A 22,997-nucleotide genomic window follows, 5' to 3' on the forward strand; every position below is an offset into this window, starting at 1 on the left:
CGGACGCCACGGGCCGACGAACGCGGTGGTCCGGCGCACGCGTGCCGGTCGCACCCCGTTTTTCATCCGGGCGAAGCAAGCGCCGTCGATGCGGCACGTTGCCGCACGCAGGTGTCCGGGGCGGCTTGAACCGGCCTGCGAGGCCCGCCCCATAAGGGTTTCAGGTGGTTTTGATTGACCGCCCGGTTCTGATAGGCAGGTGTAAGCCCTGATGGTGCGTCGCAACATTCATTGACTAGACTGTCGAATGGCTGAAACGCGCCGGACGCCGGCGCATTTTTTCGACATGCCTGACGCGTCGCCGACGTGATGCGCAGTGCAGGAGCATAACCCGTGACCGTACTGGACTCATCCCTCGAACCCTCGCTGCACGTCTTCGAACAAGACGGCGGATGGCAATGGGCGCTGACGGTGAAGCGGGCGTCGGGTGTCGGTGTGAAAGTCGTCGCATTCAGCACGGACGGCTTTCGCGGTGAAGCCGACGCATACGCCGCTGGCCAGCTCGCCCGTGCCGAGTACGACGCTGCCGTGACGGCCTGACGTCGCGTCGCGCCGATCCCGCTCGCGGATCGGTGTGGCCGTTTGCTCCCTCGCGTTTCTTCCCCCTTTCGTTTTCTAGTCGGACATCGGCCGTGATCGTGCCGGCCGGTACCGCACGTGAGGCATCCCGGTCGCGGATGAGCAGGGCCGGCGGCCCGCCTTGCCCACGGCGACGTTCCGGTGGGCAGTCCTGTCTATCGCTGTTATCCTTTCGATCGCATCAGGCTATATGACAGTCCGGCGACCCGATCGGGCGCGCCGGGCCATCGGCCGCCTGCGCCGGATCGTGTTGATCCGGTCCGGTCGAAAATCCATAATCAAGCATTGCGGGTCATTCGTGAACGCTTCCATTCCGTCCATGTGCACAGGATCAATCCAACGATGAGCGGCGCATCGAAACCGCCGGCGAAGCCGGCAAGCGCGCCGCGCGCGACAGCCGGCGACGACGTCGACCACGACGCGTCGAAGCAGGGCGCGGGCGACGACGAATCGTCGGGCGGCGCGTCGTCGTATCTGGTGCCGGGCCTCGAGCGCGGGCTGCGGATCCTCGCCGAATTCTCCGCGCGCGAGCCGGTGCTCGGCGCGCCCGAACTGTCGAAGCGCATCGGCATTCCGCGGACGACCACCTTCCGCCTGCTGCAGACGCTCGAAGCGCTCGGCTTTCTCGAGCGCGTGAACGGCGACCGCTATTTCCGGCTCGGCGTCGGCGTGCTGCGGCTCGGCTTCGAATACCTGAATTCGCTGGAACTGACCGATCTCGGCACGCCCGTGCTCGAACGATTGCGCGATGCGACCGGCCTGTCGACGCACCTGCTGATCCGCGACCAGCGCGATGTCGTGTTCGTCGCGAAGGCGCAGAGCAACACGTCGATGTTCGGTTCGGTGAAGGTGCACGTCGGCACGCGGCTGCCCGCGCACGCGACCGTGCATGGCCATGTGCTGATGGGCGACCTCACGCGCGACGCGCTGCGCCAGCTGTATCCGGAGAAGCGCCTCGAACAGTTCACCGAGCGCACGCCGGGCACGGTGGACGAGTTGTACGAGCGCGTGCGTCATTACGCGCGGCTCGGCTACGCGGTCAGCGAAGCCGCGTTCGAGAGCGGCATCTCGGCCGTGACGGCACCCGTGCGCGACCATTCGGGCGCGATCGTCGCGGCGATCACCGCGACGGTGCCGCGCTCGGAAATCGGCGAGGCCGGCGAGAAGGAGCGGCTCGTCGAAGCGGTATGCGGCGCGGCGGTCGACCTGTCGCAGCGGCTGAACTACCGGCCGCTCGAAAGCGACCCGACGTTCGCGCACGCGCGCCATCGCGTCGCGATGTTCTGATTCGCGGCATGAGCCGCGTCGCGCGGCTTCGTCAGTAGCCTGTCGCAAGTAGTCAAAAAAAGAGCAGCCCGCGGGCTGCTCTTTTCGTTTCCGCCGTCGGGCGCATCCGCCCGCCGCCGCTCAGAACGAGTGATGGATGCCGGTCAGCACGATCACCTGGTTCGCGGTGCTCGACGCGCCGGCCGTGAAGAACGCGGCCTTCGCGCCGCCCGAACCGTGCTCGTACAGCACGTTCGCATACAGCTGCGTGCGCTTCGACAGCGCATAGATGTCGCCGAGCTCGACCTGCGTCCAGCGGCGGCCGGCCAGCGTCGTGGTCGCCGCGCCGCCCGCGATCGTGTTGAACGCGCTGCTGCGGTAGTTCACGCCCGCGTCGTAGCTCTGGAACGTGTCGGAAAACCCGTTCGACTGCATCTTCACGCGCGTATAGAGGCCGTGCACGAGGAAGTCGCCGATCTGGTAGGACGCGCCCGCGCCGATGTTCTCGACCTTGTTCGCGATGTAGCCGGTCGCGGTGTTCTGCCCCTGGAACGACGTGATACCCGTCTGGCTGATCAGGATCGCGCGGTCGTGCTCGTTCGAGTAGACGGCCGACGCCTTGAACGGCCCGTTCGCGTAGTTCAGCGCGACCCCGACCGACTTGCCGGTCGAGAAGTTCGTCGTGTTGCCGAGCGCCATCGCCGCCGCGGCCGAGAAGCCGGCGAAGCTCGGCGAACGGTACTTGACCGCGTTGTTGTACGGCACGTTGCCGGTCGCGGCGAGCCCGTCGATGTTGCCCGGATGGAACGCATACCAGCTCAGCGCGAGATACGCGGTGCTGAGCGGATCGAGATAGTCGAACGTCAGCGGCGTCTGGCGGCCGAGCGTCAGCGTGCCGTAGCGGTCGGAGCTGAGGCCGACGAAGGCCGCGCGGTTCCAGATCGTGTTCGCGGTCGCGAACTGGCCGTTGTTCGTATAGAAGCCGTTTTCGAGCTGGAAGATCGCCGACAGGCCGCTGCCGAGGTCTTCCTTGCCTTTCAGGCCCCACCGGTCGGGTTGCGTGTTGCCCTGGATCATCGCCCACTTCGCGTGGCCGCCGACGTTGTTCACATAGGCGACGCCCGCATCCAGGCTGCCGTACAGCACCACGCTGCTTTGTGCCCAGGCGCCCGACATCGCGCCCATTCCGATGATTGCTGCTGCTACCGCTTGCTTGACCATTTGATCTCCTGACTCTCCAAACCTGATGAGAAACGTGCCGTGGCGGCGGGCGCGGGGGACGGCCGGCCGTCGCGCGTTCTTCACCACCGGGCGGGCATTTTTAATGTTCCATATAAGGAACAATGTGCCTCTGATGGAATGAAGTATAGAGGTGTCGTGCGCCGGATCAAAAATAAATTTATCGGGCCGGATGCGGGTGGTGACGGTCCGCAACACGGGACCGAGCGTCCTGAAAAAAGGACTTAAATCCCTGCCACTAAACAAAAAATCACCTTTTTGAAGATGAGTGGCGGCGATCGTCGACCCGGCGGTCGGTGTTTTCCCTAGGACGTGCAGCTTTTTGTTTTACTCGTGGGAAGTCACTCCTATAATCACCATCCATAAACTGCTGTTCCGGGTATGGAACAAACCCGGGACAAACCGAGAGTCGATCAGAAGGAAGGGTGTGAGATGTCTGAACAATGGGTTTGTGCCGGGCACGCCGGCGCGCTGTCGGAAGACACGCCGATCGAGTTCAAGCGGACCGACGGCGTCGAAATCGGGATCTACCGCGTCGGCGACGAGGTGTATGCGCTCGAGAACGTGTGCCCGCATGCCTACGCGCTGCTGACGCAGGGGTTCGTCGACGAAGGCACGGTCGAATGTCCGCTGCACGAGGCCGTGTTCGACATCAAGACGGGCGAATGCCTGAAGGGCCCGGGCGGGCGCGCGCTGAAGCAGTACGCAGTGCGCCTGGCTGGCGAGGAAATCCAGATCAAGGTGGAGTAACCGATGAAAGAAGCGACCGTCAACTTCAATCCGTTCCTGAAGCCGTGGGTGGCGCCGCAGCCGAACAACGTCGCCGGCAAGGGGCAGATCGAGATCCCGGGCCAGGTCGAGAACCGCATCTGGCAAAACCGCAAGGCCGAGCCGACGCAGTACGAGAACGATCTGGGCGATGCGCTCGAACGCGTGTTCGAGAGCGGCGCGACCGAGCTGGATGAGGTCGTCGCGGGCCTGAACCGCATCGGCTTCCGCGCGCCGGACGGCACGGCGTGGACGCCCGAGCGCTTCCGCGCCGAAATGGCCTCGCTGGCGGAATGAGCGCACCGACCGCGCCGCACGCCTGAGCGCCGACCCGACAACCGCATCCGGAGCACACTGATGACGTCCCCCGCACAACACGAAACACAACACGACCCGGTCCGCGACTATCTCGACCGCGGCATCAAGAACTACTGGTATCCCGTTGCGCCCAGCTGGCAGGTGTCGAATGCGCCCGTCGGCCTCACGCGCCTGTCCGAGCAGATCGTGCTGTGGCGCGATCACGAAGGCAAAGTCCATGCGCTCGAAGACCGTTGCCCGCACCGCGGCGCGCGCCTGTCGCTCGGCTGGAACCTCGGCGGCAGCATCGCGTGCTGGTATCACGGCATCGAAGTCGACGGCGGCGGCACGGTCAACCGCGTGCCGGCCGTATCGAACTGTCCGCTCGAAGGCACGAAGTGCGTGAAGTCGTATCCGGTCGAAGAGAAGGCCGGCGCGATCTTCCTGTGGTTCGGCGACGAAGCGCACGGCGAGCCGGCGCCGCTGAACCTGCCGGAAGAACTGGTCGCCGACGAATACGCGCACTTCCTGTGCGTGTCGAACTGGAAGTGCAATTACCAGTACGCGATCGACAACGTGATGGACCCGATGCACGGCGCGTACCTGCACGCGACGTCGCACTCGATGGCCGAAGGCGACAAGCAGGCCGACATGCGCGTGCGGAAGACGGAAACGGGCCTGATGTTCGAGAAGATCGGCCAGCGCGACGTGAACTTCGACTGGGTCGAGCTCGGCGAAACCGGCTGCCTGTGGATGCGCCTCGCGATTCCGTACAAGCAGAAGTTCGGCCCGGGCGGCAACTTCGGGATCATCGGCTTCGCGACGCCGGTCGACGGCGACAACTGCCAGGTCTACTTCTGGCGTACGCGCAAGGTCAGCGGCTGGCAGCGTGACGTGTGGCGCTTCATGTACCGCAACCGCCTCGAAGGCCTGCACTGGGACGTGCTCGAGCAGGATCGCTACGTCCTCGAGAGCCTCGCGCCGAACGCGCGCGATCACGAATACCTGTACCAGCACGACGTCGGCATGACGCGCGTGCGCCGGATGCTGCGCACGCGTGCGCAGGAGCATCTTTCCGCGCTCGACGCGCATCGCGCGGCGCAGGCCGCGGCGGAGCCCGCGAATGGCTGAGTTCGCTCCGGTCGTGTCTCTGCCGGGGCGCCGCGTGCTCGTCACGGGCGGCGCGCGCGGTCTCGGCGCGGCGTTCGTGAAGGCGCTCGTCGAAGCGGGCGCGCAGGTCGCGTTCGGCGACGTGCTCGCCGAAGAGGGCCGCGCGCTGGCCGCGCAGCTCACGCAAGCCGGCTACACCGCGCATTTCTTCACGCTCGACCTGGCCGATCCGGCGAGCGTCACGGCTTTCGTCGCGCACGGCGCACAAGCGCTCGGCGGCATCGACGCACTGATCAACAACGCGGCGATCACGAATTCGGGCGGCAAGCTGTCGACGGAACTCGACGTGTCGACCTGGGATGCCGTGATGAACGTGAACGTGCGCGGCGTCTGGCTCGTCAGCAATGCGGCGCTGCCGTACCTCGCGCAATCGGGCCGCGGCGCGATCGTGAACCTCGCATCGGACACCGCGCTGTGGGGCGCGCCGAAGCTGCTCGCGTACGTCGCCAGCAAGGGCGCCGTGATCGCGATGACGCATGCGCAGGCGCGCGAGTTCGGCGCGCACGGCGTGACGGTCAACGCGATCGCGCCGGGGCTCACCGAAGTCGAGGCGACGGCCTACGTGCCGGCGGAACGCCACGCGTTCTACATGCAGGGCCGCGCGCTGACGCGCGCGCAGGTGCCCGAGGACGTGACGGGCCCCGTGCTGTTCCTGCTGTCGGACGGCGCGCGCTTCGTGACGGGTCAATTGCTGCCGGTAAACGGCGGCTTCGTAATGAATTGAATTGAAGTTTTCACTCTGATGAAGGAGAGGACGATGGCGGACGCCGATCTCGAACGCAAGTCGTGGGACCAGCCGGAAGGCGCAAGCTTCAACGACTGGATGGAAGGGCGCGTCGCGCGCTACGCGACGCGGCGCTACGACTGGGACGCACTGAAGTTCCAGGCCGACTACGACCCGAAGTACCGCCGTGCGCAGATGCGCTACGTCGGCACGGGCGGCACGGGCGTCGCGAAAGACGTCAACACGGTGCCGGCCGGCAACTTCACGTTCTCGACAATGGTCATTCCGGCCGGCAACATCGGCCCGAGCCACATCCATATCGACGTGGAAGAAATCTTCTTCGTGCTGCGCGGCAAGATGAAGGTGATCTGCGAGCGCGACGGCGAGACCTGGGAAGCGATCCTCGGCGAGCGCGACCTGATCTCGGTGCCGCCGGGCGTGTACCGCACGGAAATCAACATCGGCGAGGAAGACGCGCTGATGTGCGTGATGCTCGGTTCGCCGAAGCCCATCACGCCGACGTATCCGCCGGATTCGCCGCTCGCGAAGATCAAGCGCTGAGACGGGGCGGAGCAAGCAATGCGTGTCATCGACAAACGTGAACGCGACCGCACCGCGGCGTTCGCCGCGCTGCTCGGGCAGTTTCCCGAACAGCGCTGCGCGGCCGGCGCGGCGGGCACGATCGGCTACCGTGAGGCTGGCGCAGGCGAGGCCGGCGCGCAGCATGCGGGCCGCGCGCTGCCCGTCGTGCTGCTGCACGGGATCGGCTCGGGCGCCGCATCGTGGGTGTGCCAGCTCGACTCGCTCGGCGCGTCGCGCCGCGTGCTCGCGTGGGATGCGCCCGGCTACGGCGTGTCGACGCCCGTGCACGGCGCGTCGCCGGCGGCCGCCGATTACGCGGCGTCGCTGAACGCGTGGCTCGAGGCACTCGGCATCGAACGCTGCGTGCTGGTCGGGCATTCGCTCGGCGCGATCGTCGCGGGCGGGTTGACCCGCGTGATGCCCGCGCGGATCGCCGGCCTGCTGCTGATCTCGCCCGCGGGCGGTTACGGCAGCGCGCCCGCGGAAACGCGCGACACGCGCCGCGATGCACGCCTCGCGATGCTCGACGAACTCGGCCCGGCCGGGCTCGCCGAACAGCGCAGCGGCAACATGCTGTCGGGTTTCGCGAGCGAGGATGCGCGTGCATGGGTACGCTGGAACATGGCGCGCATCGTGCCGGCCGGCTATGCGCAGGCCACGCATCTGCTCGCGAACGCCGATCTCGCGTCCGATCTCGCCGGCTTTCGCGGCCGCACGGCGGTGGCGGTCGGCGCGAACGACGCGATCACGCCGCCGGCTGCCTGCGAGCGGATCGCCGCTGCCGCGCACGTCGGGCTGCAGGTGATTCCGCAGGCCGGTCATGCGGGCTACGTGGAAGCGCCGGCGGTCTACTCGTCGCTGATCGACGCGTTCTGCCGTCAATGCGACCGTCAACGGGGGCTGGAATGAACTACCCCCACGCTCACATTCGTTCGCTTGGGGGGGCGCAGCCCGCCCATCCCCGACATGCATTTCAACGTGCCCCTGGGGCGGCCCGACCGGAGGCATCATGAGCGAACCGTTGCAACAACAGGATGCGGACACCGCGAAGTCCGAGGCCAACTACGTGGTGCCGGGCCTCGAACGCGGTTTGCGGATCCTCGCCGAATTCTCGCCGCGCGAGCCGGTGCTCGGCGCGCCGGAACTGTCCAAGCGCCTCGGCATTCCGCGCACGACGGTGTTCCGTCTGCTGCAGACGCTCGAATCGCTCGGCTTTCTCGAGCGCGCGGACAAGGATCGCAACTACAAGCTCGGCATCGCCGTGCTGCGGCTCGGCTTCGAATACCTGAGCTCGCTCGAGCTGACCGATCTCGGCCTGCCGGTGATCGAGAGCCTGCGCGATGCGACCGGCTTCACGACGCACATCGTGATCCGTGACGGCCGCGACGTGGTGTTCGTCGCGAAGGCGCAGAGCCAGTCGCCGGTGTTCAGCTCGATTCGCGTGAACGTCGGCACGCGGCTGCCCGCGCATGCGACGACCCACGGCCACGTGCTGATGGGCGACCTGTCGCTGAAGGAGTTGCGTGCGCTGTATCCGGAAGGCACGCTGAACCGGATGACGAGCGCGACGCCGGAAACGGTCGACGCGCTGTACGAAGTGATCCGGGAAGATGCGCTGCGCGGCTATGGCGTCAGCAATTCGTCGTTCGAGCGCGGCATCTCGGTGGTCACGGCGCCGGTGCGCAACGACACGCAGAGGATCGTCGCGTGCATCACGGTGACGGTGCCGCGGCCGGAGATCGACGCGGCGCTGATCGCCGACGGGCTGATCGACAAGGTGCAGCGCGCGGCGGCGGAATTGTCGCGGCGGCTCAATTACCGCTCGGATGACGAGCACACGTTTCTCAAGGCTTTAGGACTGCGATGATTCAGATCGATCTGACCGGGCAGGTGGCGGTGGTGACGGGCGGTTCGTCCGGCATCGGCCTCGCGACTGCCGAACGGTTCCTGCAGGCCGGCGCATCGGTCGCGATTTGCGGCCGCGACGGCGAGCGTCTCGCGCGCGCCGAGGCGATGCTCGGCGAGAAATATCCGGGCGCGCCGCTGCTCGCGGTGCGCTGCAACGTGCTCGACGAAGCCGACGTGGCCGCGTTCGCGCAGGCCGTGTCCGACCGCTTCGGCCGCGCCGACATGCTCGTCAACAACGCAGGCCAGGGCCGCGTGTCGACTTTCGCCGACACGACCGACGACGCGTGGCGCGAAGAGCTCGAACTGAAGTACTTCAGCATTATCCGCCCGACGCGCGCATTCCTGCCGCTGTTGCGCGATGCGGCCGCGCCGACGATCACCTGCGTGAATTCGCTGCTCGCGCTGCAGCCGGAGCCGCACATGGTCGCGACGTCGTCGGCGCGGGCGGGCGTGCTGAGCCTCGTGAAGTCGCTCGCGACCGAACTCGCGCCGCAGCGCATCCGCGTGAACTCGATCCTGATCGGCATCGTCGAGTCGGGGCAGTGGCGCCGCCGCTACGAAGCGCAGGCGCCGGCCGGCGAAAGCTGGGAGGACTGGACGGGCGCGCTCGCCCGCAAGAAGAACATTCCGCTGAACCGCTTCGGCAAGCCCGACGAGGCAGCCTGGGCACTTTTTTATCTCGCAACGCATCTGTCGTCCTACACGACGGGCAGCCATATCGACGTTTCTGGAGGCTTTGCACGCCATGTCTAAAAAAACCACGGTTGGCGAGCTGATTGCCGCCTTTCTCGAGCAGTGCGACGTCAAAACCGCATTCGGTGTCATCTCGATCCACAACATGCCGATCCTCGACGCGATCAATTCGCGCGGCAACATCCGGTATGTCGGCGCGCGCGGCGAAGCGGGCGCGGTGAACATGGCCGACGGGCTGGCCCGCGTGTCGGGCGGCCTCGGTGTCGCGTTCACGAGCACCGGCACGGCGGCGGGCAACGCGGCCGGCGCGATGGTCGAGGCGCTGACGGCCGGCACGGCACTGCTGCACATCACGGGGCAGATCGAGACGCCGTACCTCGACCAGGATCTGGCGTACATCCACGAAGCGCCGGACCAGCTCACGATGCTCGATGCGATCTCGAAGGCCGCGTTCCGCGTGCGCACGGTCGAGACCGTGCTGCCGACGATCCGCGAAGCCGTGCGCATCGCGCAGACGGCGCCGACGGGCCCCGTGTCGGTCGAGATCCCGATCGACATCCAGGCCGCCGAAATCGAATGGCCGGAAGATCTCGCGCCGGCGCACGTCGCGGTGCGCGAGCACGACGACGCACGCGTCGCGAAGCTCGCCGACGCGCTGGCGGCCAAGCGCCGTCCGCTGCTGTGGCTCGGCGGCGGCGCGCGTCATGCGCGTGCGGAAGTCGAACGCCTGGTGAAGCTCGGCTTCGGCGTCGTGACGAGCGTGCAGGGCCGCGGCGTGCTGCCCGAGGATCACCCGGCGACGCTCGGCGCGTTCAACGTGCATTCGGCGGTCGAAGCGTTCTACAAGACCTGCGACGCGCTCGTCGTGGTCGGCTCGCGCCTGCGCGGCAATGAGACGCTGAAGTACAAGCTCGCGCTGCCGCAGCCGCTGTTCCGCGTCGACGCCGACGCGCTCGCCGACAACCGCGGCTATCGCAACGAGCTGTTCGTGCACGGCGATTCGAAGCGTGTGCTGGCCGAGCTGGCCGATCGCCTCGAAGGCCGCCTGTCGGTCGATCCGCAGTTCGCGGCCGATCTCGCGGCGGCGCGCGAAGCGGCGGTCGCGAGCGTGGCGGAAGGCCTCGGGCCGTACAAGAAGCTGGTCGATACGCTGCAGGGCGCAGTGGGCCGCGACTACAACTGGGTGCGCGACGTGACGATCTCGAACAGCACGTGGGGCAACCGCCTGCTGAAGATCTTCGAACCGCGCGCGGGCGTGCATGCGCTCGGCGGCGGCATCGGCCAGGGCATCCAGATGGGCATCGGCGCGGCGCTGGCCGGCTCGGCGGCGAAGACGGTCTGCCTGGTCGGCGACGGCGGCCTGATGGTCAACGTCGGCGAGCTCGTGACGGCCGTGCAGGAAAACGCGAACGTGATGATCGTGCTGATGAACGACCAGTGCTACGGCGTGATCCGCAACATCCAGGACGCGCACTACGGCGGCCGCCGCTGCTTCGTGCAGCTGCACCAGCCCGATTTCGCGCAGTTCTGCGCGAGCTTCGGCCTCACGCACTACCGGATCACGTCGCTCGACCAGGCGGAAGCGATCGTGCGCGAAGGGATCGCGAAGGAAGGGCCGGTGATGGTCGAAGTCGACATGCTGTCGGTCGGCTCGTTCGCATCGCAGTTCGCGGGCCCGCCGGTGAAGAAGGAAGAGACGCCGTCGGAGCGCCAGTATGCATAACGGCCAGCGACACGGGCATGCGCCCGTCGACGTCGCGATGATCGGCTTCGGCGCGATCGGTGCCGCCGTGTATCACGCGGTCGAGCACGATGCGTCGTTGCGCGTCGCGCACGTGATCGTGCCCGAGCATCAGCGCGACGCGGTGCAGCGTGAGCTCGGCGGCGCGGTGGAGGTCGTGTCGTCGGTCGACGCGCTGGCTCGCCGCCCCGAGTTCGCGCTCGAATGCGCGGGTCACAGCGCGCTCGTCGATCACGTCGTGCCGTTGCTGAAGGCCGGCACCGACTGCGCGGTCGCATCGATCGGCGCGTTGTCCGACCTCGCGCTGCTCGACGTGCTGTCGCAGGCGGCCGACGAGGGCGGCACGACGGTGACGCTGCTGTCCGGCGCGATCGGCGGGATCGACGCGCTGGCGTCCGCGAAGCAGGGCGGCCTCGACGAAGTGCTGTACGTCGGCCGCAAGCCGCCGCTCGGCTGGCTCGGCACGCCCGCCGAGGAGCTGTGCGACTTGCGTGCGATGACCGGGGAAAAGGTGATCTTCGAAGGCAGTGCGCGCGACGCCGCGCGCCTGTATCCGAAGAACGCGAACGTCGCGGCGACGGTCGCGCTCGCGGGCCTCGGCCTCGACGCGACGCACGTGCGCCTGATCGCCGATCCGGCGGTCGAACGCAACGTGCACCGCATCACCGCGCGCGGCGCGTTCGGCGAGATGTCGCTCGAAATGAGCGGCAAGCCGTTGCCCGACAACCCGAAGACGTCCGCGTTGACCGCGTACAGCGCGATCCGCGCGCTGCGCAACCGCGCGGCCCGCTGCGTGATCTGAGCAGGCAGACAACCCGGACAACCAGGCCGACGCGGCCATTCGGGCCATTGAACGGCCGCCGGCGCCACGGCGCGGGCGGCTGCGCAGAGACAGATTTGTGGGACTTGTGACATGACTCCATTCGATACGAGCCTCGTACCCAACGGCGACATCCTGATCGGCGGCGAGTGGCGGCGCGGCCGCGGCGCGCCTTACGCGAGCATCTATCCGGCCGACCAGTCGCTGAACATGGAAGTCTCGACGGCGAACGCGGAAGACGCGGCCGACGCCGTCGTGGCCGCCGACGCCGCGTGGCGGCGCGCCGACTGGGCCGGCCTCAAGCCGCACCAGCGCGCGCTGGTGCTGTACCGGATCGCCGACCTGATCATGCAGCGTCACGAGGCGCTCGCGAACCTGCAACGCCGCGACAACGGCAAGCCGATCGGCGAGACGCGCGTGCTGGTGGCGAGTGCGGCCAACACGTTCCGCTATTTCGCGGCGTGCCTGGAAACGCTCGACGAAGAACTGACGCCGTCGCGCGGCGACTACCTGACGATGAGCGTGCACGAGCCGATCGGCGTGATCGCCGCGATCACGCCGTGGAATTCGCCGATCGCGTCCGACGCGCAGAAGCTCGCGCCCGCGCTCGCCGGCGGCAACGCGGTGGTGCTCAAGCCGGCCGAGGTGACGCCGCTCGTGTCGCTCGCGCTGGCCCGCATCTGCGAGGAAGCCGGCGTGCCGAAGGGCGTGCTGAGCGTGCTGCCGGGCAAGGGCTCGGTGATCGGCGACGTGCTGGTGCGCCATCCGCTCGTGAAGAAGGTGTCGTTTACCGGCGGCACCGAAGTGGGTCGCGGCATCGCGCGCATCGCGGCGGAAAAGCTGATGCCCGTGTCGCTCGAACTCGGCGGCAAGTCGCCGACGATCGTATGCGACGACGCGGATCTCGATCACGCGGTGAACGGCGTGCTGTACGGCATCTTCAGCTCGTCGGGCGAAGCGTGCATCGCGGGTTCGCGGCTGTTCGTGCAGCGCTCGGTATACGACGAGTTCATGAAGCGCCTGGTTGCGGGCGCACGCAAGCTGCGCGTGGGCGACCCGGCGCGGCCCGACACGCAGATGGGCCCGCTGATCACCGCGAAGCATCGTGAATCGGTGGAACGCTACGTCGCGCTCGGGCTGGAGGAAGGCGGCCGCCTGCTGTGCGGCGGCGAACGGCCGTCGGGCGACGGGCGCGAGGACGGCTTCTTCTACCAGCCGACGATTCTCGAAGGCTTGCCGAACAGCGCGCGCATCTGCCAGGAGGAAATCTTCGGGCCGGTGCTGGTCGCGATGCCGTTCGACGACGAAGCGTCGCTGATCGCGCAGGCGAACGACAGCGTGTTCGGCCTCGCCGCCGGCATCTGGACGCGCGACTACAAGCGCGCATGGCGCATCGCGCGGGCGCTGGAGACGGGCACCGTCTGGATCAACACGTACAAGCTGTTCTCGATCTCCACGCCGTTCTCGGGCTGGAAGGAGAGCGGGATGGGCCGCGAGAAGGGCCGTCTCGGCATCCGCGAGTACATGCAGCAGAAGAGCCTCTACTGGGGCTTGAACGACGCGCCGCTGCCGTGGGCGAACTGAGCGAAGGGGAATGACGCAATGAGCATCTTGGGTATCGAGCAGATCACGTACGGTGTCGACGACCTCGCGACGTGCCGGCGCTTTTTCGCCGACTGGGGCCTGAAGGAAGTCGCGCACGACGACACGCGCGCACGTTTCGAAACGCTGAACGGCTGCACCGTGCTGGTCGTGAAGGCCGACGATCCGTCGCTGCCGCCCGCGTTCGAAGCGGGCCCGACGCTGCGCGAAGTCACGTGGGGCGTCGCGACGCAGCAGGAAGTCGACGCACTGCGCACGAAGCTGGCCGGCCAGCCCGGCTATTACGCGCAGGACGATGCGGTCGGCTGCATCGATCCGAACGGGATGGCGATCCGCATCGAGGTGACGCGCAAGCGCGCGCTCGACATCACCGGCTCGCCGTCGAACGTGTGGGGCCGGACGGCGCGGGTCGACCAGCCGAGCCCGATCTATGCGCGCGCCGAGCCGGTCGAGGTCGGCCACGTCGTGTTCTTCACGAACTGCCTCGACGCGCAGGAGAAGTTCTATCACGAGCTGCTCGGCTTCGAGACGTCGGACCGCTATCCGGGCCGCGGCGCGTTCATGCGCTGCGCGCCGCACGGCGGCCACCACGACCTGTTCCTGCTCGCGTTGCCCAATGGCAAGCGCGGCCTGAACCACGTCGCGTTCACCGTGCGCGACATCCACGAAGTGTTCGGCGGCGGCATGCACATCGACCGCTGCGGCTGGGAAACGCAGCTCGGCCCGGGGCGTCATCCGGTGTCGTCCGCGTATTTCTGGTACTTCCAGAACCCGGCCGGCGCGCTGATCGAGTACTACGCGGACGAAGACGTGCTGACGCCCGAATGGCAGCCGCGCGAATTCGAACCGGGCCCGACCGTGTTCGCCGAATGGGCCGTCGACGGCGGCCTCGACGGCAACACGCGCCGGCAGAAGAACGCGAAGGCGCCGGAAGGCAAGTTCATGACGGAGCGCAAATCATGAGCGCAACGAACTCGCAGGAATCGGCCGCGCCTCGCACGGTCGTCGTGATCGGTGGCGGCCAGGCCGCCGGCTGGGTGCTGAAGACGCTGCGCGCGGAGGGCTTCGCGGGCCGTCTCGTGATGATCGCCGACGAGCCGCACCTGCCGTACGAGCGTCCGCCGCTGTCGAAGGCCGTGCTGGCCGGCGACGCCGATATCGAGACCGTGCGTGTCGTGCGCCCGGACGAATTCGCCGCGCTGAACGTCGAGGCATGGCAGCCGGAACGCGCGGTGTCGATCGACCGTGCGCGCCGCGTGGTGAAAATCGAAAGCGGCCTCGAAGTCGAATACGACCGCCTCGTGATCGCGACCGGCGGCACGTCGCGCCGCTTGCCTGACTCGATCGTCAGGACCCCGAACCTGCATTACCTGCGTACGCTCGACGAAGCGGCCGCGCTCGGCGAGAAGCTGCGCGCGAGCCGGCGTGTACTCGTGATCGGCGGCGGCTGGATCGGCCTGGAGGTCGCGGCGACCGCGCGCAAGCTCGGCGTCGAAGCGGTGGTCGTCGAAGGCGCGCCGCGGCTGTGCGGCCGCTCGGTGCCGCAGGTCGTGTCGGACTTCCTGCTCGACCTGCATCGCGCGAACGGTGTCGACGTGCGCCTCGGCGCGGCGCTCGCATCGCTCGACGCGCAGCCGGACGACGCATCGAAGGTGCGCGCGACGCTTGCGGACGGCACGACGATCGACGCGGATTTCGCGGTGGCCGGCATCGGCCTCGCGCTGAACGCGACACTCGCGAGCGACGCGGGCCTCGCAGTCGACGACGGCATCGTGGTCGACGAATTCGGCGCGACCAGCGATCCGGCGATCTTCGCATGCGGCGACGTCGCGAACCATCACAACGGCTGGCTGAAGCGGCGCGTGCGGCTCGAATCGTGGGCGAACGCGCAGAACCAGGCGATCGCGGCCGCGAAGGCCGTGCTCGGCGTGCGCGCGCCTTACGCCGAGATTCCGTGGTTCTGGTCCGATCAATACGACGTGAACCTGCAGATCCTCGGCGATCTGCCGGCCGATGCGCAGCTCGTCGTGCGCGGCGATCTCGCCGCGCGACGCGCGACGCTGTTTTTCGTGGGCGATGGGCATGTGAGAGGTGTCATCGCCATCAACAACGCACGCGAGCTCAAGCTCGCACGCAAGTGGATGAACCAGGGCCGGGCAGTGGACACGGAAGCCCTGGCGGACACGACCCAAGCGCTTGCCTGACCGGCGAAACCGGTACAAAGACCCAGGAGACACCCCGCATGAGCACTTTCGACAACGTCGTGGCCGGCAGGGCCACGATGGAAGCTGCCGCCTCCACGCCCGGCGCGATCATCGCGCGGCTCGAGCGGCTTCCGGCCAACGCGATGCAGATCCGCGCGCGCGTGCTGATCGGCACCGCGACGTTCTTCGACGGCTTCGACGTGATCACGATCGCGGCGACGCTGCCGCTGCTGATTCACAAGTGGGGGCTGTCGCCGACGCAGATCGGCATGCTGATCGCGTCCGGCGCGATCGGCCAGCTGATCGGCGCATTCCTGTTTCCCGCGCTCGCGGAGAAGCATGGCCGCGTGAAGGCGATCGCGTGGAGTTCCGCGGTGATCGGCATCACCAGCATCGCGTGCGGCTTCGCGCCGACGTTCGAGGTGTTCGTGCTGCTGCGGATCCTGCAGGGGCTCGGCCTCGGTGGCGAGCTGCCGGTCGCGGCGACATACATCAACGAAATCACGCGCGCGCACGGCCGCGGCCGCTTCGTGCTGCTGTACGAAATCGTGTTCCCGATCGGCCTGCTGGTATCGATGGCGCTCGGCGCGTGGCTCGTGCCGCGGTTCGGCTGGGAGATCATGTACTTCGTCGGCGGGCTGCCGCTGATCCTCGCGCTGGTGCTCACGCGTCTGGTGCCGGAATCGCCGCGCTGGCTCGCGTCGCGCGGGCGGCTCCCGGAAGCCGGGCGCGCGGTCGGCGTGTTCGAAGCGTCGGTGCGCGGCGAACTGCCGCCGGTCACGCAGGTGGCCGCGTACGACGAGATGGTGCGCCAGCACCCGAAGCGCCGGATGAGCGACCTGTTCAGCGCCGCGTATCGCAAGCGCACGCTCGCGGTGGCGACGCTGTGGGCGACCTGCGGGTTCATCCAGTACGGGCTGTCCACGTGGCTGCCGACGATCTACAAGAACTTCTATCACGCGCCGCTGCAGCTCGCGCTGAATCTCGCGGTGATCGGCTCGGTGATGGGCGTGCTCGGTTCGCTCGCGTCCGCGCTGCTGGTCGACAAGCTCGGCCGCAAGCCGGTGATCGTGTGGTCGTTCGTGCTGTGCGCGCTGTCGCTGGCGTTCGCGGGCATCTACCACGCGTCGTCGGTGTACGTCGTCGCGACTTTTTGCTCGCTGTCGCTGGGGCTGATGGCATCGGGCTTCATCACCGCGTACGTCTATACGCCGGAACAGTATCCGACGAGCATCCGCGCGTCGGGCTGCGGGCTCGGCAGCGCGTGGCTGAAGATCGCGTCGTTCGCGGCGCCGATGATCGTGCCGCACGCGATCATCGGCGGCAATCTCGCGCCGGCGTTCTACCTGATCGGCATTGTGCCGCTGATCGCCGCCGTGACCGTTCATTTCGTCGGGATCGAGACGAAGGGGAAGGTGCTCGAAGCGCTCGAGGCATAAGCGCGGCGCGTGGCAAAGGCGATGTGGAAGGCCCGGACGATGTGTCCGGGCTTTTTCGTTTCGGGCAGCGGATCGTGCGTGCCGGACAGCGCGAACGCACGCGATGGCCGGCCTCCGGATAGCGTGTTCTAATTCATGCTTGCGTTTTTCCCCGGCCGCTGCGATGCCCTTGTTCGAACCCGTCACGCTGCATACGTCCCGACTCGTCCTGCGTCCGCTTCGCGACACGGACGCTCATGCGTTCTTCGACCTCTGGTCCGATGCGCATGCGATGCGCTATGCGTCGTTCGCGCCGCTCACGGATTGGCGGCAGGCCGCCGAGCGCGTCGCGCGCAACCTCGCGACGACCGCCAGCGGCCAGGATCTCGTCTTCGTGCTCGAAGCCCGGGACACCGGCGACGTGCTCGGCGAATGCGTGCTGTTTCATGCGCACGAGCAATGCCGGCGTGCGGAAATCGGCTTCAGCCTGCGGCGCCGCTACTGGCGCGGCGGCTATATGCGCGAGGCCGCGTCGGCGGTCATCGACCACGCGTTCGGCACGCTGCGCCTGAACCGCATCGAGGCCGACATCGATCCGCGCAACGTCGCTTCGGCCGCGTTGCTCGAACGGCTCGGGTTCGTCAGGGAAGGCGTGCTGCGCGAACGCTGGATCGTCGGCGACGAGGTGTCGGACAGCGCGCTGTACGGGTTGCTCGCGCGCGATCGTCGCGGGTGATGCGGGTGACGCGGCGTGTCCGGTGCGAACGAATTGCGCATCGGCATCGTTCCCGTAGTCGCGACGCAGGCGCGGCGTCCGACCCGGCTGGCGGCTTGCCGGATTGCCGTGTCGAACGTACGCTTTGCCTACCCCCGACTCCATCAGCAGGTTACCGCCCATGCAAGCCCATCCTCTGCGTCTTTCCCCCGGCGACGATCTGCGCGCGTCGATCGAGCAGGCGTTGCGTCGACTCGACGCGCATGCAGCATTCGTGATCCAGGGCATCGGCAGCCTGAACGTCGCGCAGCTGCGCTATGCCGGCGTCGCTGCGCCGACCGAGCTGCGCGGCGATCTCGAGATCCTGACGCTGGCCGGTTCGGTCTCGCCGGACGGCGCGCACCTGCACATGGCGGTGTCCGACGCGCACGGCCGCGTCTCGGGCGGCCACGTCGCGAGCGGCTGCGTGGTGCGCACGACCGCCGAGATCCTGCTCGTATCGTTGCCCGCGCATCGTTTTTCCCGCGAGCACGATGCGCTCACCGGGTTCAACGAGTTGGTGGTTCGTCCGGCGAAAGACTGAGATCGCGCGGGCCGGGCCGTTCACGATCGTGCGTCCATCGCAACGACGCACGACCGGCGGCGACGATTCAACGGGCCGTCTTGCCGACCACATGGCGCCGGCAATGTTCGAGATACGCCTCTTCGTGCGCGGCCATCAGTTCGATGATGCTTCGCCACAGCCATGACGGTGCGTCGACCGTCTTCGGGTGCTGGCGCCGCAACTCGCTGCACCACGCGCGTTGCGTCGCGTGGTCCATCTGCGCGGCATGCGCGTTGCCGATCACCAGCGCCAGATAGCGCGCGACTTTGACCGCATCGGCCTCCGACATCCGTTCCGCGTCCAGTTTCAGATCCTGCGGCATCAATTCGCGTATGACGACGGGGCATCCGTCGAGGCGTGCCGCGCACATCCGGCTGCCCAGCATCGGCGATACGTGCCGCGCGCCTTCGAGCACCCGTTGCGCGGGATCGCGCGGCATGCGCACGCCGGGATCCTTCGGGGCCTTCGCCGCCGCGGCCTCCTTGATGTCGATCAGATACGGCGGATGGCCGTCGGAACACGCGTCGTCGATATCGAGCATGACCGCGAAGCGGCGCCGTCCGAGCGAGCTGCATCCCTTTACCCAGAAGGCGGCGTCGAGCACCTTCATCCTCGCGTCGCGGTGTGGCGCGCGGCTGAGCGCCGCGCCGATCGGCGAATCCGGGGTGGATTCGAACAGCGCGTGGATGGCGCTCCGCTCGCGCTCGGACAACGGCCAGAAGCGTTTGCCGAGCGGAATGCGCGGCGTGACGTTCTGGATCGTCTGCCGGTCGAGCTTGCGCCACGATCGGTGCAACGCCGCCTTCATCGCGATCTTGATCGCGGTTGGGCGTTGCAGGTGACTGGTCTCGGCGCGGTGCCGGCTGTCGAACGCCTGCTCGTATCCGGCGATGAGCGCTTCGACCATCCGCCACGTGATGATGCCGGGCAGATCGGAGCTGCGCGCCGCGGTCGCGAGCGAGAAGCCGAGACGCAGCAGGTCGTGTACGGGATTGCCGATCACGCTCTGGTCGAGATCGCGGATCTGCACGGCAACCTCGCCCGTCTTCGCCGCGACGGGCCCCAGATTGCCGAGATGGCAGTCGCCGCCGATCCATACCGCGGGGCCGTCGGGCAGGGTGCCGGAGCGATGGTCCGCGAGCCACGCGTAGAAGCGCTCGGCGCTGCCGCGCGTATACGTGTGTATCGAGCGCGCCATCTTGCCGCTGCGCAGGCGCGCGAGAATCTGCGCGCGCTGGTCGCTGGACGGCAGCCGTGCCGATCCCGATGCTTTCTTCGCCACGATGCGTTCTCCTTCTGTTCCGCGGCATGCGTCGCCGGTGCGTGTGCCGGCTCGCGTGACGTCGGTGTATCCGGCGCCGCGCCGGCCGGCGCGGCTCCACCTGCTCAACCCGGTACGAACACGCCCAACGCCGCGACCGCCATCGCGAACGTCGCGAGCCAGCCGCCCCAGGCCAGCAGGCCGGAGATCGCGAACTTGCCCATGATGCGCGTGCTGTGGGCCATCAGCATCATCACGACCATGATCGGCACGGCGGTCACGCCGTTGATGACCGCACTCCAGTAGAGCGCGCGGATCGGGTCGAAATGCATGAACGTGATCGCGACGCCGCCGATGATCGCCAGTGCGATGACCGCATAGAACTCGCGCGCGACGCCGAATTGCAGCGCGAGGCTGCTGCGCCAGCGGAAAGTGCCCGCGGCCGCATAGGCGGCCGACCCCGCGAGGACCGGCAGCGCCAGCAGGCCGGTGCCGATGATTCCGAGCGCGAACAGCACGTACGCGAAGTGCCCGCCGATCGGCTCGAGCGCCCGCGCGGCATCCGCCGACGTCTTCACGTCGATGTGGTGCAGGTTCAGCGTGGCAGCGGCCGTCAGCGTGATGAAGAACGCGATGACGTTCGACACGCCCATCCCGACCCACGTATCGAAGTTGATCCGGCGCAGCTGCGCGGGGGCCTGGTGAGGCGCGTGCCGCAACGACTGCTGGTTCGGCACCGCGCGCAGCTCCTCGACTTCCTGCGATGCCTGCCAGAAGAACAGGTACGGGCTGATCGTGGTGCCGAGCACGGCGATGACCGTGGTCAGGTAGGCGGCGGACAGCTGGACGCGCGGCAACACGAGCGCACGGCCGACCTCGCCCCACGGGACGGGCACGATGAGCGCCACGGCGACGTAGGCGAGCAGGACCAGCGCGGTCCATTTGAGCAGGCGCGCGTAGCGGTCGTACGGCACGAGGATCTGCAGCAGGGCCGATGCGCCGCCGAGGCACACGACGTAGAGTTCTTGCGGGCCGTTCAGCAGGAGCTTGACCGCCGCGCCCATTGCCGACAGGTCGGCCGCAATGTTGATCACGTTCGCGACGATCAGCAGCACGACGGTGACGTAGAGCAGCCACGGGGGATAGTGCGTGCGTATGTTCGACGCGAGGCCCTTGCCCGTCACGCGGCCGATGCGCGCGCTGACCAGCTGGATCGCCGTCATCAGCGGATAAGTCAGCAAGAGCGTCCACAGCAATTCGAAGCCGAACTGCGCACCCGCCTGCGAGTACGTGCCGATGCCGGACGGATCGTCGTCCGCGGCACCGGTGACGAGGCCCGGCCCGAGGCGGCGGAGCCACGTTGCGGCACGCGGACGCTGCTCCGCGGAATCGAGGGACTCGTTGTCGTTCATGATCGCGACTCGTGGGGAAGGGGGCAATCGAGTCGCAATTGGCATGCCCGACGGAACGCGCGGCGGCGCGGGCGGGTTATGGGATGCGACCGCCAGACGCGGTGCAACCGAACGCAATTTGACGCGATGGAAAACCGGCTCGGCCGACGGGCGGGGAGCGGCGGTACGGCAGGGAGCGCACGACGTGCTCGCGGGCTCGTGACGAGGGAAACCCGAACCCAGTTGGAGAAGCGACGGACGGTGCCGAGCGATTCGCGCAAGTCGCTATCGCTGCGACGTGCTTGACGTGTCGCGGCGAACGCTCATCGGTCGCCGCGATCGTCGGATGGTTGGCGTATTCGTATTGCCGCTACCGGCGAGCCAATGCCGCCGGTGGCAAGCGAAAGAATCTCGGAAGGCGCCGCGGATCACAGTTGGCGCCCAGGCGCCGCGACACGCATGCAACCGGCGCGGCGCCCGGTCGGCTTCAACGGGCCGCCACCGCGACGTCCTGATTACCGCGCCCGGACACGAGGCAGCTCGACATGAACGCTTCGCTCTGGCTGTCGGCCGCCGCGCTGCCGAAGCCCTTGCCGAGCGCGGCGTATTTCACCTGCTCGGCGCCCTGCGAGCAGGCGGTCGGGCTGGCGTCGCGGCCTTGCGCATGCAGCAGCGCGCGATCGCCGATCAGATAGACCAGCAGCGCGAAAAAAGCGATGTGTACGACTCGTCTCATGGTTCGTCTCCTCGTCGCTCAAGCGTAACGCGGAGACGTTTCTCGAAGCACTTGGGGCTTCCCCCGGTAAACGTCTGCAGAAATGACGACGAGCCCGGCTGATCGTGTCCCGTTTTTACCGTGCGGACGACGAAAAGGCACGTTGGCCGCCCGCATCGCCGCGCGACTGACGCGAGTTTGACGAATGTCAGACGGCGGGCAGGGCGAGACGGTCGTGCCGGCGGTCAGAGCGATAGCATGAATGCATGTTTCAACGGAACGCGATGCGGGCAGGCGATGGGCGCCGCGGCTCCGAATGCAGCGGGTACGTATTGAACATCGCTATCGAATTAGTGAGGAATCCAAATGCTTAACGTATCGTCCGTCCTGATCAGTCTCGCGCCGATGTGGGCGATTCTGCTGGTTGCATCGTCCGCCGCGACCTATCTCGTGTTCTGGCGCAAGGTCATCAAGTAAGCGGCGAGCGCCGCATCGCGTGCCGCTTATCTGACCGCCGTCACCGGCACGTTCGAAATCCGCACGAGGCGGCCCATCATGCTGCGACCGAACATCGACAGCATCTGATGAAACGGATCGTGCCGCGGCGCGACCACGACGATTTCGTCGCAGCCCGTCTCGGCCGCAACGGCCGCGATCGTGTCGGCCACCGGCCCGACCTTCTTCACGACGCTGTATCGGACGCCGGCTTCCCGCAGCACCCGCTCGGCCGTCGCCAGATCGTCGCACGCGAACTGGTCCTCGATCGAGCGCAGTCGCGACAGCGAGTGAAATGCCTCGAGCCGCGTCGCTTCGAGCGGCGGCTGGACGTTGATCAGCACGATTTCCGACGCGCAGCGTTCGCGATACAGGAAGGTCGCATGGCGGACCGCCTGCAGCGAACGCGGCGAATGACCGACCGGAACCAGCAGCTTGAGCATGGAAGATGCTCCGGAATCGAGATGTTTGCAGCGTAGCGCGGCGCCGGATCGCCCGACCTAAAGAGATCGGGCGGCCGCGTAAAAATGTCGTCAACGTCCGCCGCGCCTATTAGAAATATAAGAAATTTAAGTTTATGCGCATAAACGTTTTCACCGACCGGCCGGGCGGTGGCCCGGGGCGGGCCGTCGAGTGGCGCACCACGCCGATTTAGTCGGATCCTCAATGAATCGCGGCGGAAAATATCGGAGGTCGGCGATCCGGCGTCGCGTAGAGTAGTGCATCGGCCGCGGCGCGGCCTTCTCCCGGGCGGTCCAGGCCGTTCGGGACGGACCGCCGCCACGCTGCGGCCCGCCATTCCATT

The 22,997-nt window shown here is 67.5% G+C and carries 23 protein-coding genes; 18 read left to right on the forward strand and 5 right to left on the reverse strand.

Going from position 1 to position 22,997, the window contains the following annotated elements:
- The first annotated feature begins 333 nt into the window (after window positions 1–333).
- Together U4Z64_RS00315 and U4Z64_RS00320 are read left to right on the forward strand one after the other, a co-directional pair.
- Window positions 334–540: a hypothetical protein gene (locus tag U4Z64_RS00315; RefSeq protein ID WP_044843168.1), complete on the forward strand. Its 207-nt coding sequence runs from the start codon at window positions 334–336 to the stop codon at window positions 538–540.
- Window positions 541–921: 381 nt separating this feature from the next.
- Entirely contained in the window at window positions 922–1,866 is a 945-nt protein-coding gene (locus U4Z64_RS00320) for an IclR family transcriptional regulator (RefSeq protein ID WP_124666746.1), read from the forward strand.
- Window positions 1,867–1,986: 120 nt separating this feature from the next.
- On the opposite strand, the gene U4Z64_RS00325 is transcribed toward U4Z64_RS00320, so the two are convergent.
- Window positions 1,987–3,066, reverse strand: coding sequence for a porin (locus U4Z64_RS00325; RefSeq protein ID WP_044843170.1), 1,080 nt, complete (start codon window positions 3,064–3,066; stop codon window positions 1,987–1,989).
- Between the two features lie 450 nt (window positions 3,067–3,516).
- Here U4Z64_RS00325 and U4Z64_RS00330 point away from each other — a divergent pair, with 450 nt between their 5' ends.
- From U4Z64_RS00330 to U4Z64_RS00405, 16 genes are all read left to right on the forward strand, one after another.
- On the forward strand, window positions 3,517–3,834 hold the full coding sequence (locus U4Z64_RS00330; protein WP_006758060.1) for a non-heme iron oxygenase ferredoxin subunit: 318 nt from the start codon (window positions 3,517–3,519) through the stop codon (window positions 3,832–3,834).
- Between the two features lie 3 nt (window positions 3,835–3,837).
- Window positions 3,838–4,149 carry a recombinase-like helix-turn-helix domain-containing protein gene (locus U4Z64_RS00335; protein ID WP_044843171.1) on the forward strand — a complete coding sequence of 104 codons (312 nt, stop codon included), beginning with the start codon at window positions 3,838–3,840 and terminating at the stop codon, window positions 4,147–4,149.
- A gap of 60 nt (window positions 4,150–4,209) precedes the next feature.
- Window positions 4,210–5,280 (forward strand): aromatic ring-hydroxylating dioxygenase subunit alpha, encoded by a 1,071-nt coding sequence (locus tag U4Z64_RS00340; RefSeq protein ID WP_321811607.1) that lies wholly within the window; start codon window positions 4,210–4,212, stop codon window positions 5,278–5,280.
- Window positions 5,273–6,043 (forward strand): SDR family oxidoreductase, encoded by a 771-nt coding sequence (locus U4Z64_RS00345; RefSeq protein ID WP_321818899.1) that lies wholly within the window; start codon window positions 5,273–5,275, stop codon window positions 6,041–6,043. The genes U4Z64_RS00340 and U4Z64_RS00345 overlap by 8 nt, the downstream gene beginning before the upstream one ends.
- Window positions 6,044–6,076: 33 nt before the next feature.
- Entirely contained in the window at window positions 6,077–6,604 is a 528-nt protein-coding gene (locus U4Z64_RS00350; protein ID WP_034180369.1) for a cupin domain-containing protein, read from the forward strand.
- A gap of 18 nt (window positions 6,605–6,622) precedes the next feature.
- Complete coding sequence (locus U4Z64_RS00355; protein WP_321818900.1) at window positions 6,623–7,534, forward strand: alpha/beta fold hydrolase; 912 nt, start codon at window positions 6,623–6,625, stop codon at window positions 7,532–7,534.
- A gap of 100 nt (window positions 7,535–7,634) precedes the next feature.
- The gene (locus tag U4Z64_RS00360; protein ID WP_124488179.1) at window positions 7,635–8,492 is read left to right on the forward strand and encodes an IclR family transcriptional regulator; all 858 of its coding nucleotides are present in this window, start codon (window positions 7,635–7,637) and stop codon (window positions 8,490–8,492) included.
- Complete coding sequence (locus U4Z64_RS00365) at window positions 8,489–9,286, forward strand: SDR family oxidoreductase (protein WP_124488178.1); 798 nt, start codon at window positions 8,489–8,491, stop codon at window positions 9,284–9,286. The genes U4Z64_RS00360 and U4Z64_RS00365 overlap by 4 nt, the downstream gene beginning before the upstream one ends.
- A complete protein-coding gene (locus U4Z64_RS00370; RefSeq protein ID WP_321818901.1) occupies window positions 9,279–10,949 on the forward strand; it encodes a thiamine pyrophosphate-binding protein in 1,671 nt (556 codons plus the stop codon). The genes U4Z64_RS00365 and U4Z64_RS00370 overlap by 8 nt, the downstream gene beginning before the upstream one ends.
- Window positions 10,942–11,769, forward strand: a complete 828-nt coding sequence (locus U4Z64_RS00375) for an aspartate dehydrogenase (RefSeq protein ID WP_044843178.1) — start codon at window positions 10,942–10,944, stop codon at window positions 11,767–11,769. Before U4Z64_RS00370 ends, U4Z64_RS00375 begins: the two co-directional genes overlap by 8 nt.
- A gap of 111 nt (window positions 11,770–11,880) precedes the next feature.
- A complete protein-coding gene (locus U4Z64_RS00380; RefSeq protein ID WP_321818902.1) occupies window positions 11,881–13,371 on the forward strand; it encodes an aldehyde dehydrogenase in 1,491 nt (496 codons plus the stop codon).
- 18 nt (window positions 13,372–13,389) lie between these two features.
- Entirely contained in the window at window positions 13,390–14,352 is a 963-nt protein-coding gene (locus U4Z64_RS00385) for a VOC family protein (RefSeq protein ID WP_124520782.1), read from the forward strand.
- A complete protein-coding gene (locus U4Z64_RS00390; protein ID WP_321818903.1) occupies window positions 14,349–15,593 on the forward strand; it encodes an NAD(P)/FAD-dependent oxidoreductase in 1,245 nt (414 codons plus the stop codon). Before U4Z64_RS00385 ends, U4Z64_RS00390 begins: the two co-directional genes overlap by 4 nt.
- Before the next feature lie 38 nt (window positions 15,594–15,631).
- Window positions 15,632–17,032 (forward strand): MFS transporter, encoded by a 1,401-nt coding sequence (locus U4Z64_RS00395; protein ID WP_044843182.1) that lies wholly within the window; start codon window positions 15,632–15,634, stop codon window positions 17,030–17,032.
- A gap of 163 nt (window positions 17,033–17,195) precedes the next feature.
- Complete coding sequence (locus U4Z64_RS00400; RefSeq protein WP_321818904.1) at window positions 17,196–17,747, forward strand: GNAT family N-acetyltransferase; 552 nt, start codon at window positions 17,196–17,198, stop codon at window positions 17,745–17,747.
- A 160-nt stretch (window positions 17,748–17,907) separates the two neighbouring features.
- Complete coding sequence (locus U4Z64_RS00405; protein ID WP_124520778.1) at window positions 17,908–18,309, forward strand: PPC domain-containing DNA-binding protein; 402 nt, start codon at window positions 17,908–17,910, stop codon at window positions 18,307–18,309.
- Window positions 18,310–18,376: 67 nt separating this feature from the next.
- Here U4Z64_RS00405 and U4Z64_RS00410 read toward each other — a convergent pair whose 3' ends face one another.
- The 4 genes from U4Z64_RS00410 to U4Z64_RS00425 all read right to left on the reverse strand — a co-directional run bounded on the left by U4Z64_RS00410 (window position 18,377) and on the right by U4Z64_RS00425 (window position 22,635).
- The gene (locus tag U4Z64_RS00410) at window positions 18,377–19,612 is read right to left on the reverse strand and encodes a DUF2252 family protein (RefSeq protein WP_321818905.1); all 1,236 of its coding nucleotides are present in this window, start codon (window positions 19,610–19,612) and stop codon (window positions 18,377–18,379) included.
- Between the two features lie 104 nt (window positions 19,613–19,716).
- A complete protein-coding gene (locus U4Z64_RS00415; RefSeq protein WP_321818906.1) occupies window positions 19,717–21,003 on the reverse strand; it encodes an Nramp family divalent metal transporter in 1,287 nt (428 codons plus the stop codon).
- 466 nt (window positions 21,004–21,469) lie between these two features.
- On the reverse strand, window positions 21,470–21,718 hold the full coding sequence (locus U4Z64_RS00420; RefSeq protein WP_124520772.1) for an adhesin: 249 nt from the start codon (window positions 21,716–21,718) through the stop codon (window positions 21,470–21,472).
- A 482-nt stretch (window positions 21,719–22,200) separates the two neighbouring features.
- Window positions 22,201–22,635, reverse strand: a complete 435-nt coding sequence (locus tag U4Z64_RS00425; RefSeq protein WP_044843188.1) for a universal stress protein — start codon at window positions 22,633–22,635, stop codon at window positions 22,201–22,203.
- Window positions 22,636–22,997: the final 362 nt, after the last annotated feature.

The sequence above is a fragment of the Burkholderia sp. BCC1996 genome, assembly GCF_905339955.1.
Lineage (GTDB): Bacteria > Pseudomonadota > Gammaproteobacteria > Burkholderiales > Burkholderiaceae > Burkholderia.